At 73.0% G+C, this 14,046-nt stretch carries 10 protein-coding genes, 4 tRNA genes and 1 riboswitch; of the genes, 3 read left to right on the top strand and 11 right to left on the bottom strand.

Annotation, left to right across the window (positions count from 1 at the left end):
- Positions 1–53: 53 nt before the first annotated feature.
- From ABZ951_RS22365 to ABZ951_RS22410, 10 genes are all read right to left on the bottom strand, one after another.
- The gene (locus tag ABZ951_RS22365; protein WP_344094814.1) at positions 54–1,232 is read right to left on the bottom strand and encodes a M23 family metallopeptidase; all 1,179 of its coding nucleotides are present in this window, start codon (positions 1,230–1,232) and stop codon (positions 54–56) included.
- 305 nt (positions 1,233–1,537) lie between these two features.
- Positions 1,538–1,707: riboswitch (cyclic di-AMP (ydaO/yuaA leader) on the bottom strand.
- Between the two features lie 169 nt (positions 1,708–1,876).
- Positions 1,877–3,040, bottom strand: a complete 1,164-nt coding sequence (locus tag ABZ951_RS22370) for a PP2C family protein-serine/threonine phosphatase (protein ID WP_344094804.1) — start codon at positions 3,038–3,040, stop codon at positions 1,877–1,879.
- Positions 3,041–3,436: 396 nt separating this feature from the next.
- Positions 3,437–5,113 (bottom strand): DEAD/DEAH box helicase, encoded by a 1,677-nt coding sequence (locus ABZ951_RS22375; RefSeq protein WP_361280529.1) that lies wholly within the window; start codon positions 5,111–5,113, stop codon positions 3,437–3,439.
- A gap of 238 nt (positions 5,114–5,351) precedes the next feature.
- On the bottom strand, positions 5,352–5,555 hold the full coding sequence (locus ABZ951_RS22380) for a cold-shock protein (protein ID WP_344097957.1): 204 nt from the start codon (positions 5,553–5,555) through the stop codon (positions 5,352–5,354).
- Between the two features lie 259 nt (positions 5,556–5,814).
- Positions 5,815–6,660: a DUF6227 family protein gene (locus ABZ951_RS22385; protein WP_344097955.1), complete on the bottom strand. Its 846-nt coding sequence runs from the start codon at positions 6,658–6,660 to the stop codon at positions 5,815–5,817.
- A 356-nt stretch (positions 6,661–7,016) separates the two neighbouring features.
- On the bottom strand, positions 7,017–7,733 hold the full coding sequence (locus ABZ951_RS22390; RefSeq protein ID WP_344097954.1) for a GAF and ANTAR domain-containing protein: 717 nt from the start codon (positions 7,731–7,733) through the stop codon (positions 7,017–7,019).
- A gap of 910 nt (positions 7,734–8,643) precedes the next feature.
- Positions 8,644–8,716: transfer RNA gene (locus tag ABZ951_RS22395), tRNA-Lys, on the bottom strand.
- Between the two features lie 132 nt (positions 8,717–8,848).
- On the bottom strand, positions 8,849–11,065 hold the full coding sequence (locus ABZ951_RS22400) for a DEAD/DEAH box helicase (RefSeq protein ID WP_344097952.1): 2,217 nt from the start codon (positions 11,063–11,065) through the stop codon (positions 8,849–8,851).
- A gap of 263 nt (positions 11,066–11,328) precedes the next feature.
- Complete coding sequence (locus tag ABZ951_RS22405) at positions 11,329–11,844, bottom strand: hypothetical protein (RefSeq protein WP_361280532.1); 516 nt, start codon at positions 11,842–11,844, stop codon at positions 11,329–11,331.
- Positions 11,845–11,973: 129 nt separating this feature from the next.
- Entirely contained in the window at positions 11,974–12,324 is a 351-nt protein-coding gene (locus ABZ951_RS22410) for a metallopeptidase family protein (RefSeq protein WP_344093267.1), read from the bottom strand.
- A gap of 274 nt (positions 12,325–12,598) precedes the next feature.
- On the opposite strand from ABZ951_RS22410, the gene ABZ951_RS22415 reads away from it, so the two are divergent.
- From ABZ951_RS22415 to ABZ951_RS22425, 3 genes are all read left to right on the top strand, one after another.
- Positions 12,599–12,671 (top strand) — tRNA-Glu (locus ABZ951_RS22415).
- A gap of 40 nt (positions 12,672–12,711) precedes the next feature.
- Positions 12,712–12,786 (top strand) — tRNA-Asp (locus tag ABZ951_RS22420).
- Positions 12,787–12,809: 23 nt separating this feature from the next.
- A tRNA-Phe gene (locus ABZ951_RS22425) sits at positions 12,810–12,883 on the top strand.
- Positions 12,884–12,941: 58 nt separating this feature from the next.
- Here the strand turns inward: ABZ951_RS22425 and ABZ951_RS22430 are convergent.
- Positions 12,942–14,000: an ABC transporter permease gene (locus ABZ951_RS22430; RefSeq protein WP_344093269.1), complete on the bottom strand. Its 1,059-nt coding sequence runs from the start codon at positions 13,998–14,000 to the stop codon at positions 12,942–12,944.
- Between the last annotated feature and the right edge of the window lie 46 nt (positions 14,001–14,046).

A 14,046-nucleotide genomic window follows, 5' to 3' on the forward strand; every position in this document is an offset into this window, starting at 1 on the left:
GCGGGGGGCTTTGCTCGGCCCCCACCCCCCCCAACCCAAACCCCGCCGGCAGGCTACGGCTGCAACCCCTTGCCCCGCAGCCACGACAGCGGCGCGACCGGCGCCCCGCCGCCCGGTCTGACCTCCATGTGCAGGTGCGGGCCCGTGACATTGCCCGTCGCGCCGACCCGGCCGATGACATCGCCCGCGTCGACCTTGCCGGAGGTGACGACCATCGACGACAGGTGGCAGAACCAGACCTCCGTCCCGTCGTCCAGCGTCAGCACGACGCGGTAGCCGTACGCGCCCGCCCACCCGGCCTGGGTGATCGTGCCGGCGCCGACCGCCTTGACGGGCGTACCGGTGGGTGCCGCGAAGTCCTGGCCCGTGTGGTTGGCGGACCACATGTTGCCGGACTGTCCGAAGCCGGCGGTCAGGGTGTACGAGCCCACGGGGAGGGCGAACGAGCCGGTGCTGCGGGAGCTCTTCCCCGACCCGGAGCCGCCGCTCTGCGCACCCGAAGCGGAACCGGAAGTCGAGGAACCGGAGGACGACGTGCCCGAGCCTTCGGCCGGCCCGTCCGCTCGGGCCCGCGCGGCGGCCTCCTTCTTCTCCGCCCGTTCCTCCGCCGCCTTCTCCCGCGCGGCCTCGGCGGCGTCGGCCGCGGCCTTCGCCTCGGCCGCCCGGTCCGCGGCGGCCTTCCGCTGGGCCGCCCCGGCCGCCGACGCCCTGGAGGCGCGCGCCTCGTCGTCGGCGGCGGTCTGCTGGTGCTCGGCCTGCTGGAGTATGCGGGCGCGGAGCGCCTCACCCGCGTTCGCGGTGCCGCGGGCCACGTCCTCGGCGGACAGGCCCGCCTGGGTCAGCGGCTGGCCGGCACCGGGCTGTGCGGCCCCGCCGGCCCGGCTGCCGGAAGCGGAGGTTCCGGGGCGGTCGGCCGTCGTGGAGCCCCCGCCGTCACCCGCGCGCTCGCCGTCACCCGCGAGGAGGGTGCCCACGCCGGGGAGCTGGGCGAGGTCGGGCATGGAGATCCGGGCCGTCGGACGGTCCTGTGCGGTCGCCATGCCGCCCGCGCCGACCGCCGCGATGACTCCGACGCCGAGGACCGCGCCGCTGCGGGCCATCGTGCCGCCGCGCTGCTTGACGACGCGGTGCCGGCCCCGCACCGGGAACGCTGAGTCCGTCGAGGGGTTCCACTCGGCGCGCCGGGACTGCCCGGTCGTGCCCGTCACCGCGGCGACCGGGGAATCCGGCAGGGCCGGGGCGTCCGTGGGGCGCGGAGCGTAAGGCCGCACGAAACCGGGCTCGTACGAGGACTCGTGGAACGGCCCGCCCGACGTCTCGTACCCATTGCCGTACCCGGTGCCGGACCCGTTCCCGGACGAGGTCTCGTGCGGTGCCCCGAACCGGGGCCCCGGCGCGGGCTCGTACAGAAACTCACGCGTCGTTTCATCGGTCGCTTCATACGAATCCCCAGGTGACGGCTCGTACGAAAACTCATACGAAGCCCCGTACGGACTCGCTTCACGGGCAGGCTCGTTGGACGCCACGGAGGCGCACTCCTTTCCTTCCTTCTCGCCTACCGGGTTAGCTGACGGGTTCGGAGCAAGGAAGGTCTCCTACGGGCCCGCGTGCGGCCCGATTCACCCCAAGGTGGTTGGTTCCCCGGTTCCCGGATGCTGCTGGTGGAGCAGGTCGTGCTGTGCCCGTGGGATTCGGCGAAGGCGCGCGGTGCCGCCTCTTACGACGGTTGTGACAACCGCGCTGCGTTATCGAACGTTAATAGACAGGCCGGGTGATTTCCAAGCCGAAAGCATGAATCCGCCGGGCTGTCGCCGAGACTTTGCAAAGAACCGCAGGTGATCGGGCGTCAGTTCGCTATTCGGCGCAATGCGCACGGTCAAGGGCGGCTACGGACGGTGCCGACGGCCTTTTGCGCGGCGGCGGTTGGTGCGGCGGTGGCGCCGGTCGCCGCCGACGAGGACGCCCCGGCGGCGGGGTGCGGGCCGTCGCCGTGACGAATCGCCAGCAGGGCCATGTCGTCCGCCGTCCGGCCGCCCGAGTGCCGGGCGACGTCCATGACCAGCACATCCAGGAGCGTCTCGGGGCTCCGGAACTGGCGTCCCGTCAGCCGGGTCCGCGGGTCGTAGAAGACTCCGTCCGCGTCCCTCGCCTCCGTGACCCCGTCCGTGAACAACAGCAGCGTCGACCCGGCGGGGAACTCCCACTCCTCCACCCGGTCCGGCCACATGCCCAGGTCCCCCATGCCCAGCGGCAGGGCGGGCACCGCGGGGTGCGCCTCGCCGATCCCACCGTCCGGGTGCAGCAGCAGGGGCGGCGGATGGCCGCGGTTGACCAGGCGCAGCACGGAGTCGTCCGGCGATATCTCGGCCAGCACGGCCGTGGTGAAGCCCTCGACCTGATCCAGGTTCGCGCGCCGCGCGCCCTCCCTCTGCAGCGCGCGCTCCAGCCGTACCGCGACCCGCTCCAGGCTGCCCTCCTGCTCAGCGGCCTCGCGGAACGCACCGAGCACCACGGCCACCGCTTCCACCGCCTCCAGCCCCTTGCCCCGAACGTCGCCCACGACCACCCGGACCCCGTAGGGCGTGTCCTGGACCCCGTAGAGATCGCCGCCGATCCGGGCGCCGGCCTGCGCCGCCACGTAGCGCGCCGCCACCCGCAGCCCGCCGATCCGGGCCGGTGGCGCCGGCAGCACGGCCCGCTGCGCCGTCTCCGCGATCCCTCGGGCGGAGGCGAGCTTCTGATCACTGTGGTGGGCGACGCGGTTGATGCCCAGCGCGAGCAGGGAGACGACCACGACGGTGAGGATCTCGCTGACGGCCTCCCCGGTGTCGGCCGTGCGCTGCCGGACCGCGAGCCCGGTGGCGGTGGCCACGGCGGCCAGGCCGGTGACGGCGGTGGCGCGCAGCGAGTGCAGGGTGGCCGCGACCAGCGGGGCGGCGGAGAGGAAGGGGGTGCCGGTGTAGTGGACGGGGGTGAGCAGGTCGAAGACGACACCGGCGACGATCAGGACCGTCGGCAGCCGCCGCCCCGTACGGACCACGGCGCGCACCCTCCGTGCGAGACGCGAATGACGCGGAAGACGCGAGTGGCGCGGGAGACGCGAGAGACCCGGCCGGCCCCTCGGCGCGCGCAGGCTCCGGCGCCGCCCCGGCCGGGACGCCCTCTCCCGGGGCCGCGCCGGCCCCTCTGGCTTCCCCACCGCGCTCTCTCCTGACCGGCCGTCCCGCACGTCACCCCATTCACCTTCGCGGGTGGGGTGCGCCGGGGCGAACGGTGCTGCGCCAAGCGGGGGAGCTCCGCACAGGACTTCGCGGGCAACTGCACGGACGACTGCGCACACGACTGTGGGGCGCACGTCGCGTGCGCCCCACAGTCAATTCTTCGTGCCTGACCCGGGCAGCGCCCCGGTCAGGCAGTACCGATCAGGCGGTACCGATCAGGCCGTGGAGGACCGGCGGCCACCGCCGGTGCCACCGCCGGCGCCGCCGCTGCGGCGCGGGCGCCCGACCGCGTTGCCGGGGCGGGTGCCACCGGCGCGGCGGGAGCCGCCACCGGCGTTGCCGCCGCCGAAGCCGCGGAAGCCGCCGCCGCCACTGCCGGAGCCACCGGCGGGCGCGCCGGAGCCGCCGCCCTCGGTGCGCGTGCGGCCGCGGCCGCCCCGGCTCCCGCGCGAGCCGCCGGACGCGCCCGAACCGGAACCCGAACCGGAACCGCGCGAGCGGGAGGACTTGCCGGCGCCCTGCGGCTGAGCCGGGGCCGGGGGCGTGATCACGACGGCGACGCCGCTGGGCTCCCGGGCACCGGTGATCCGGGCCAGCTCCGGGTCGGACGGGTACGTCTTGATGACGTTCGGGGTGATCTGGGCCGTGGCCATCATCCGGCTCATCTCACGCCGCTGCTCGGGCAGGACGAACGTGACGACCGTGCCGGACTCGCCGGCCCGGGCGGTACGGCCGCCGCGGTGCAGGTAGTCCTTGTGGTCCGTCGGCGGGTCGATGTTCACGACCAGGTCGAGACCGTCGATGTGGATGCCGCGCGCCGCGACGTTCGTGGCGACCAGCGCGGTGACCTGGTCGGTGCGGAACTGGTCCAGGGTGCGGTTGCGCTGCGGCTGGCTCTTGCCACCGTGCAGCGCGGCCGCCCGGACGCCCTCGGAGAGCAGCTTCTTCACCAGGCGGTCGGCGCCGCGCTTGGTGTCCACGAACATGATCACTCGGCCGGCGCGGGCGGCGACGCGGGTGACGGAGTCCTTCTTGTCCTGGTCTGTGACGTGGAACAGGTGGTGGTCCATCGTGGAGACCGCGCCCACGGACGCGTCGACGGAGTGCGTCACCGGGTCGGAGAGGAAGCGGCGCACGAGGCGGTCGACGTTGCGGTCGAGGGTCGCGGAGAACAGCATGCGCTGGCCGTCCGGGTCGACCTGGTCGAGCAGCTTGGTGACCTGCGGCAGGAAGCCCATGTCGGCCATCTGGTCGGCCTCGTCCAGGACCGTGATCCGCACGTCGCCGAGCTTGGCGTCACCGCGCTGGATGAGGTCGGCGAGGCGGCCGGGGGTGGCGACGAGCACCTCGGCGCCGCGCGCGAGGGTCTGCGCCTGGCGGCCGATGGACATGCCGCCGACGACCGTGGCGATCCGTAGGTTGACGGCGGTCGCGTACGGGCTGAGCGAGTCGGTGACCTGCTGGGCCAGCTCACGGGTGGGGACGAGGACCATGGCGAGCGGGCGCTTGGGCTCCGCCCGGCGGCCCGCGGTGCGGGAGAGCAGCGCCAGGCCGAAGGCCAGGGTCTTGCCGGAGCCCGTGCGGCCGCGGCCGAGGACGTCCCGGCCGGCGAGCGCGTTGGGCAGCGTCGCGGCCTGGATCGGGAACGGCTCGGTGACGCCCTCGCGGGTCAGCGTGGCGAGCAGGCCGTTCGGCATGTCCAGCGCGTCGAAGGTCTCGACGGGCGGGAGGGCCGGGGTGGTGCTGACCGGCATCTCGAACTCGCCCTGGAGCGGAGCGGCGGGGCGGCGGCCCTGGGCGGGCTGGCTCCGGCGGCCGGACTGACCGCCGCGCGAGCGGGGCGGGCGGGCGGAGCCGGCGTCGGAAGAGGTGGAGCGGGCGGAGCGAGTCATACGGGGACCTTCCCTCAATGGGGGGCACGCCCGACATGAGGACTTCGCATCGCGAGGCCGTCCGGGACGGACGGGCGGCGGAAAAGCCTGGGCGCGCTGGTGCGGGGCGACAATGGGGCCCGCACCCAGTGGTGCGGGCCCCATTGCGTGATACGTCATGCGGTGCCCGGAAAGTTCTTCAGTCCTGGGCCACGAGGGCCGGCGGGACCGTCAGAGGGACCGGGCGGGCATTCGATCGTCAGGCGGCGGTGATGTTCTCCGCCTGCAGGCCCTTCTGGCCCTGGGTGACGTCGAAGGAAACCTTCTGGCCCTCGAGGAGCTCACGGAAACCGTTCGAGGCGATGTTCGAGTAGTGGGCGAAGACGTCCGGGCCGCCGCCGTCCTGCTCGATGAAGCCGAAGCCCTTTTCCGAGTTGAACCACTTCACGGTGCCAGTAGCCATGTCTATCTCCTTGTGAATGGGATGGGCCCCACACCGGACAGACCGGCTAAAAACAAAAATGCGCCTTCGGCTACATAACCGTCAGGCGCACACGAGTTCATGGGTACCACAACTGCAACTCGAACGACCATAGCACAGGACGGCGGCCCCCGTAACCCCCTGCCCGCCGCTCTCTCCGTGCACTGCCGCCCCACGACGACCGGACGGCCCCGGCTCCGGCCCGCCCCGGCTCCGGACTGCCCCGGCTCCGGCCCGGCCCCTACAGCTCGACGCCCTGGGCCCGGGCGTGCCGGTCCGCCGCGACCTCCGCCTCCGCCTCGTCGAGATAGACCTCACAGACGAGCCTGCCGTCGGCGTTCATGTTGTGCTCCAGCTCCCACAGGCTCACCTCGCCGCCACCCGCCAGCAAGAACGCGTGCTCGTAGAACCGGCACCAGGTGGCGTCCCGCCCGGGTCCCCGGCGCCTCGGCTTGGTGATGAGCGCGATGTGGTGACCGAGCGCCCCCTGGAGGAGCTCGGCCACCACCTCGCCGGGCCCGTCCTCGTTCTCCGCGCGGCGCAGCAGGCGCCGGGCGTGATCGGGCGAGGCGTCGGAGATGTACTCCCGGCGGGGCCGGGTGGGCCCCATGGCGAGCAGCAGCTCCTCCGCCAGCCAGGCCGGCAGCTCCTCGGCCTCGCTGCCGGGCCCGATGCCGCCGCCGATGCGGTCGTGCACCCGGCGCTCCGCGCGGTCGAGGGCCTCCTCGTGGGCGTAGAGCTCGTAGAGCAGGCGGCCGTCCGCTCCGGTGTCGTGCTCCAGCTCGTACAGCAGCAGGCTGCTGCCGTCGGCGAGCAGGAAGATGTGCCGGTAGGTGTTGCAGCGCAGCGGCCGTGCCTCGTCGTTGCGCTGGCGGTACGAGCGGAGCTCGGCCTGGTGCATCAGCGCGGTGCGCAGCCGGTCGAGCACCTGCTCGTCGATGTCGAAGCCGTTCTGGGCCCGGCTCAGCAACTCCTCGACCTGTTCGGAGGGCGTGGCTCCTTCGTCGCCCCGGGGGTGCTGCTCCGTGTGCCGTGCGCGGCTGTCCCTGTCGCCGGTCCCGCCCTCACCCGCTCGCGAACTCTCCATGCCTTCCGGCCTCCCGCCCTCGCCCCGCCCACCCCGCGCACTTACCGTAGCGGCGCGAACACAGCAGTGGTGCGCGGTTTCGGCGAACTGGTCGGAGCACGCGGCCGGGCGGCACAGTGGGCGTACGACGCCCTACGCGCCCGGTATTTCTGAGTTCGCGTCAGGAGCGGGGTGGCCCTTCGGGCCATGGGCACGCGAGGGGCACGCCACGTTCACATCACCGCCGCGAAACGCCGGAGCGCCCCGCCCGGCAGGAACCGGACGGGGCGCTCGACCGCAGGTCAGAGGGGGTAACCCCGACCTGCGTCATATAGGCCGTGCGGGACTCGGAAAAGCCCTGTCCAGGCAGCGGGGGGTCAGGGGGTGTCGCGGTCTTCTTCGAGGCGTAGCCGGCCGTCGAGGATGTGGTGGGCCACGTCCAGCAGCAGCAGGTGGTGGCTGAAGGCGTGGGCCCGCATCCGGGCCAGTGCTTCATCGACACCGACGCCGCTGCGTACGGCGGCGGCACCGGCCGCCTGGTGGACCAGGGGCGGGTACCCCTGCGGGCCCGGCTCCGGTGCCGCTTGTTCCCACCCGATCAGGGCGGGGTGGGCGTCCAGGGCCAGGAGCGCGAGGACCCGGGCATAGGCATCGAGCCGGGCCCGGCTGTCGTCGCTGAGGGGGTTCGGGGTGGTGCGGTAGAGGTCCATAACGCCGACGGGAACGTCTCCGACCAGCAGGGGCACCGCGGTGACGCTGCGGATACCGAGCTCGGCGGCAGTCCTGACGAAGACGGGCCACCGCTCCGGCGGCTCACGCAGATCCATCTCCACGGTGCGCCGGAACAGGTATGCCTCGGTGCACGGGCCTTCCCCGGCCACCAGCTGGGCGTTCTCCAGCCGGTGGCTGCGCTCGTCAGCGGCGTACGCCACGCTCCTGATCCGGCCGGAGGTGATCAGGCAGACTCCGAGGCCATCGGCCCGCACATCCCCCGCGCACGCCGTGCACCCGACGGGCAGGGACACCGGGCTTCCGGCGGCACTGGCCGTATCCACGACGCGCCCCCAAGCCATGACGTTTTCCCGCGCGTCCATCACACAGCTCCTTCACCCGCCTGGACTGCCCCAGGCAGACGGCCCCGCCCGCTATTCCAGCGTACCCACGGGATGATCCTGCTGCGGGTACGAGCCACGACCTGAGGTCGGCCTGCCGCTACTGGTGCCTCTCATGTCACCCGTGCCGGCATTCCGCCCTCATGCCGAGCGCCAGCCGCCGCGTCGCCGTGAGCGGTACCGCACCTGATGGTCGAGGCTCAGTAGCCGGCCAGGAGCAGTGCGGCGTCGGTGACAGCGACGGTGAGTGCTGGGTCGAGGGCTTCGGTGCGGCGTCCGCCCGCGTCGGCGACGGGGCCGGCCGCGTCCGCCGGAGCCGCCGCCGACGGCCCTGGCAGCGCCGGCGAGGATCTGGCCGGCCTCGATGCCTTCCTGGTGGAGGTTGCGCGAGATCGCGGCGACGATCAGGGCTTTGCCGTTGTGCTCGGTACCGAGAATGACGACGGCGGGGCCTCGGTGAACGCGGGCGACCGTGTCGGCAGCCAGGCCGCGAGTTCCTCCGGGTCGTTGCCGGTGACGCGCTGGGCGACGACAGCCACGGCCGGACGGCCCAGCCTGGTCGGCGAGGAAAGCGGACTTGCTGCCGCAGTTCCTCGGCCCGCAGCTTCGACAGCTGTTCCCGGCCCGCGACGAGCGCCTGGAGTCGCTCGCGCGGGGCCTCGGGGCATCGGTGGGCCGGGCGCCGAGGAGGCCGGCGAGTTCGTTCAGCGGGGGATGTTCGGTGTCGAGGTGGTGGGGGGTGTCGGGGCCGGTACCCGGGACGCGCCCGGCAGTTGACGGAAGCACCGCCGCTCACGCGGAAGCCCGAAAGCATGGCTTCGCCCCGGCTGGAGAAGCCCAGCCGGGGCGAAAAGATGCAGGTCACCGACGGCGCGGTGACCTCATCGGGCGGTAGGCCGTGTGGGACTCGAACCCACAACCAATGGATTAAAAGTCCACTGCTCTGCCAATTGAGCTAACGGCCCGCACCCCGCAGCATAGCCCGGCCGACGGCGATATCCCGAGTCGTATACGCCGTTGTCCGTGGCGGTGGCCACAACGCAGCGGGGCCCGTACGGCACCGAAGTGCCGTACGGGCCCCAAATCACCTGCGGTGATCAGCCGTTGCGCTTCCAGCGCGGCTTGTCGTCGCGGCGGCCGAAGGAGCCGGTCGCGGTGCCACCGCCACGGTGGTCGTCACGACGGCCGGCCGGGCGGTCGCCGCCGGAGCGGTAGCCGCCGGTGGAGGGGCGGTCGTCGCGGCGGTCGCGGTTGAACGGACGGTCGCCGCCGCCGGAGCGGAAGCCGCCGCCGGTGGAGGGGCGGTCGTCACGGCGGAAGCCACCGGACGGACGGTCATCGCGACGGAAGCCACCACCCTGCGGGCGGTCATCGCGACGGTCGTCACGGCGGAAGCCACCGGAGGGACGGTCGTCACGACGGAAACCGCCACCCTGCGGGCGGTCGTCGCGGCGGAAGCCACCGGACGGACGGTCATCGCGACGGAAGCCACCGCCCTGGGGACGCTCGTCACGACGGTCGTCGCGACGGAAACCACCGGAGGGACGGTCGTCACGACGGAAACCGCCACCCTGCGGACGGTCGTCACGGCGGAAGCCACCGGACGGACGGTCATCGCGACGGAAGCCACCACCCTGCGGACGGTCATCGCGACGCTCGTCGCGACGGAAACCACCGGACGGACGGTCGTCACGACGGAAACCACCGGAGCGGTCGTCGCGGCGGTCGAAGTTGCCCCGGTCGTCGCGGCGCTCGTACGCGGGCGCGGTCTGGGCCGGCACGGACGCGGCGGCCTCGGCGGCGGCCTCCGCCTCCTTGATCTCAGTGGCGGCGGCCTCGGCGGCGGCGGCCACGGCGGCCTGCGGGTCCTCGCCGCGCTCACGGGCGGCGCGCGCCAGGAGGCGGTCGGCCTCCTCGCGGAGCTCGGTCGCGCGGCGCTGCACCTTCTCCAGCTCGCGGCCCAGGTCCTGCACGTCGCGCTCGGCCTGCTTGGCGGCGTTGGACGCCGACTCGGCCTGCACCTCGGTGAGCGAACGGGCGCCGGTGATCTTGGCGACGTCCTCGTCGAAGGCGCCGGCACCGCTGACGAGGTGGCGCGAGGCGTCGACGCCCGCGTCCTCCATCAGGCGGAAGATCTGCTTGCGCTGGTGCGGCAGGGCCAGGGAGACGACCGTGCCGGACTTGCCGGCGCGGGCCGTACGGCCGGAGCGGTGCAGGTAGTCCTTGTGGTCACCGGCCGGGTCGACGTTCAGGACCAGGTCGATGCCGTCGACGTGGATGCCGCGGGCGGCGACGTCGGTGGCGACGAGGACGTTGACGTAACCGCCCTTGAAGTCCTCCAGCACCCGGGTGCGCGCGCCCTGCGTCATGCCGCCGTGCAGCGCGTCGGCCTTCACACCGGCGTCGAGCAGCTGCTCGGCGACGCGGTCGGCGCCCAGCTGGGTGCGGACGAAGATGATCGTGCGGCCCTTGCGGGCGGCGATGGCGGCCGTGACCGGCGCCTTGTCCTTCGGCTTCACGACGAGGACGTGGTGGGTCATCGTGGTGACCGCGCCCTGGGCCGCGTCCACCTCGTGGGTGACGGGGTTGACCAGGTAGCGCTTGACGAGGGTGTCGATCTCGTTCTCCAGGGTGGCGGAGAACAGCAGGCGCTGGCCGCCGGCCGGCACCTGGTCGAGGATCTCGGTGACCTCGGGCAGGAAGCCCATGTCGGCCATCTGGTCGGCCTCGTCGAGGACGGTGACCTGGACCTTGTCGAGGGTGGCGGCACCGCGGTTGAGGATGTCGCGCAGGCGGCCCGGGGTGGCGACGAGGATGTCGACGCCGCGCTCCAGGGCGTAGATCTGGTTGCCCATCGACGTACCGCCGCAGACGACCTTCATCTTCAGGCCGAGCACGTCGCCGTACGGCTGGAGGGCGTCCGCGACCTGCATCGCGAGCTCACGGGTGGGGGTGAGGATCAGGCCGCGGGGGCGCTTCTTCTCGGTGTGGCCGCCGGCCAGCGTGGACAGCAGCGGCAGGCCGAAGGAGAGCGTCTTGCCGGAGCCGGTGCGGCCGCGGCCGAGGATGTCCTTGCCGGCCAGGGCGTCCGGGATGGTCGCGGCCTGGATCGGGAAGGGGGTGGTGACACCGTTCTGCGCGAGCTTGCGGACGATCGCGTCGTCCAGCCCGAGGTCACCGAAGGTGACCGTCGGCTCGGCCGGGGCCGCAGGGGCCTCGGGGGTCTCGACGGCGTCGGCGGTGGTGTCGGCAGCAGCCTCGACAACGATCTCGTCGTTCTCGGGCATGACGGTCTGCTCAGTGGAAATAGACATGCGAAATGCGAAACCTTCCGGAGTTTCGGCACGCGCCCAAGCTCCGTGTCGGCTTCACAAATGACCGCCTCGATGCGGTCAGCCACGGCAAGGTAAGGAACGCGCCACACGGCGCGCTTCTGTCAGGCGCCGGGCAAATGGGATCAAACGATCTACCACCATACTCACCTCCCCACGGGGAGCGCAAGTCGCCCCCGGATGGCCTGCGCCACACGCCCGGCTCACGCCCCGTCTCCGGCGGCCTGCGCCGCGCTTCCGGTGACTCACGCCGCATGGCCGGCGTGCGGCGCGGGCTGCGGGGACGGCGGGGGCGGGGAACTGGGCGGCGGCGTGGGGTCGGGCTGCGGCGCGGGGCTGCTCGGCGGCACCGGAGGCGCCTGGGAGGGGGCCGGCGGGTGCCCCGGCTGCGGGGCGGTGCCGGGCCCCCCGCCCGGCGGCTTCGGCTTGGCCCCCGGCTTGCCGGGCCGCGCGGCCCCCGGGGACGCCGCGGGCTCCCCGGAGGGCGAGGCGGAGGACGACGCGGCCGCCGCCCCCTTGGCCGCCGGGCTGCCGCTCGCGCCCCGCGCCGCCTTGGCGTCCGCCCGGCCGGGGATCCGGCCACCGCCCGGCGCCCGCAGCCCGCCGTCCGGCTCCGGCCCGGCCTCGCGCTGCTTGCCCGAGCCCGGTGACGGCGCCGGCCGCTCGGGATCGCTCACGCTCATGCACCCCCCGAGCGCCAGGGCCGCGACGGCCACGGCCGCGATCCGGGTGACGGCTGCGTGAGCTGAGGTGGGGCGCATGGACGGGACCGCCTTCGGATCGCATGGGACAGGCTTCCTGCCCAACTGGCCCCGCCCCACCCAGGACACGCGCGGCACGCCCTCACCCCCGCCGGACCCCTGCCCCGGCGCTCGCCCGCGGCGGGCGGCTCAGCCGTAGCCCAGGGCGTGCAGCCGCTCGTCGTCGATGCCGAAGTGGTGCGCCACCTCGTGAACAACCGTCACTTCGGTCTCGTGCACCGCCTCTTCCCGGGTGGTGCACATCCGCAGCGTGGGCCCCCGGTAGATCGTGATCCGGTCCGGCAGCACCCCGGCGTACCACTCGCCGCGCTCGGTCAGCGGCGTCCCCTCGTAGAGGCCGAGCAGCTCGGGGTCGTCCTGCGGCGGCTCGTCCTCCACGAACACGGCGACGTTGTCCATCAGCCGCGTCAGTTCCTGCGGGATCCGGTCCAGGGCCTCGGCGACCAGTTCCTCGAACGCCTCGCGCGTCATCTCCAGCACGCTCGCCATTGTCCGGCACGGCCGCGCCGGGCGCCCCACCTCGGCGACGGCTTTCCCGGCCGTCCCCGATCTTCGGGCGGCCTTCCTTCCCAAGGTCCGCCCCAGGGCCTCCCGGGGCCACCCGAGACCACCCGAGGCCGGCCTGGACCCCCGGGGATGCCCCGCGTACGACCCGCCCGCCGGGCCGCCGGGAAACCGTTTTGGCGTTACCTCCCCGCATCCCATATGCTTCTCACGTCCCCGAGGCGCCGCGAGGCGCCCAGGTGGGCCATCAGCCCTCATCGTCTAGTGGCCCAGGACGCCGCCCTTTCAAGGCGGTAGCACGGGTTCGAATCCCGTTGGGGGCACGCTTTACCGTGTGCGAGACTAGTGCTCGCACATAAGCAAGGTCCTGTGGAGCAGTTTGGAGTGCTCGCCACCCTGTCAAGGTGGAGGCCGCGGGTTCAAATCCCGTCAGGACCGCTGCGATCCCTCGTGGGTCGCGTGGCTGGGTAGCTCAGTTGGTACGAGCGTCCGCCTGAAAAGCGGAAGGTCGCCGGTTCGACCCCGGCCCCAGCCACCGTGACGGAAGGCCCCGATCCTCTTGGATCGGGGCCTTCCGCGTTGCCGCGCGGGACTCAGGAGCCCACCGGCCGCCCACCCGGATGGCGGTGGCGCCAGATCCAGAAGACCGCCGAGGACACCAGGGCCCATCCGGCGAGCACCAGGAACGGGAAGGCGTGCTGGTGCCCGCCGAAGTAGACGGCCGTGTGCTGGGCGTTCACGGACGCGCCCGGCGGCAGCCAGCGGCCGATGTGGCCGAGCAGCGAGGGCAGCATCTGCCAGGAGACGGCGCCGCCGGAGGACGGGTTGCCCAGCAGCACCATCAGCCCCCAGGTGGGGATCATGGCCCAGCGGCCGATGAGGGTGTTGAACATCGAGAAGACCATCCCCGACGCGAACATCGTCAGCGCCAGGATTCCCCAGGACTCGGCGAAGGGCAGCCGCAGCGCGCCCAGCAGCCAGTCCGCCACCGCGACGATCGTGAAGCCGCCGAGCACCGCGTAGCCGGCCGTGAACGCGATGCGCTCGGCCGGGTTCAGCGCCCGCGCGTGCACGCTGAGCTGGATGGCGCCGACGAAGCCGATGATGACCGCGGCGAGGGAGATATAGAACAGCGCGAGCCCGTGCGGGTCCCCCTCCTGGAGCGGCTTGATGTCCCGGACGGTGACCGGGACGCCGGTCTCCTTGCCCACGGCGGGTCCGGCCTGGGCGATCACCTGGGCCGTCTGGGCCCCGGCCGCGCCCACCACGTCCAGCCCGACGCCGGGCTTCGGACCGTCGCCCACCCGCAGCACGGCGAAGACCCGCTGGTCGTCGACGGCCTCCCGGGCGTGTGCGTACGTGTCGTAGTCGTGCAGCTCCAGCGAGGCGTTGAGGGCCTTCTCCATGCCCTCGATGAATTCCCGGCCCCGGGCGTCGTCCCGCGCGCCGACGACGGCAGTGGGGATGTGGTGGGGGGTGGGGTTGGCCATCGTGTAGGTGTACGAGCCGGCGAAGAGGCCCGCGGCGGCGGCGAGGATGAACATCAGGACGGTCGCCGGCAGGAAGGGCGAGTCCTTGAACGCGGCCCAGCCCCGGCGGCGGCCCTCGGTGGTGTCTTTCTGCTCAGGCGTTTTCTGTCGATCATCGGACATGATGCCAACCTAAATCACCTTTACGGGACAAACCCCTCCACGGGTG

Source organism: Streptomyces sp. NPDC046215 (assembly GCF_040646215.1).
In the GTDB taxonomy this organism is placed as follows: domain Bacteria; phylum Actinomycetota; class Actinomycetes; order Streptomycetales; family Streptomycetaceae; genus Streptomyces; species Streptomyces stramineus.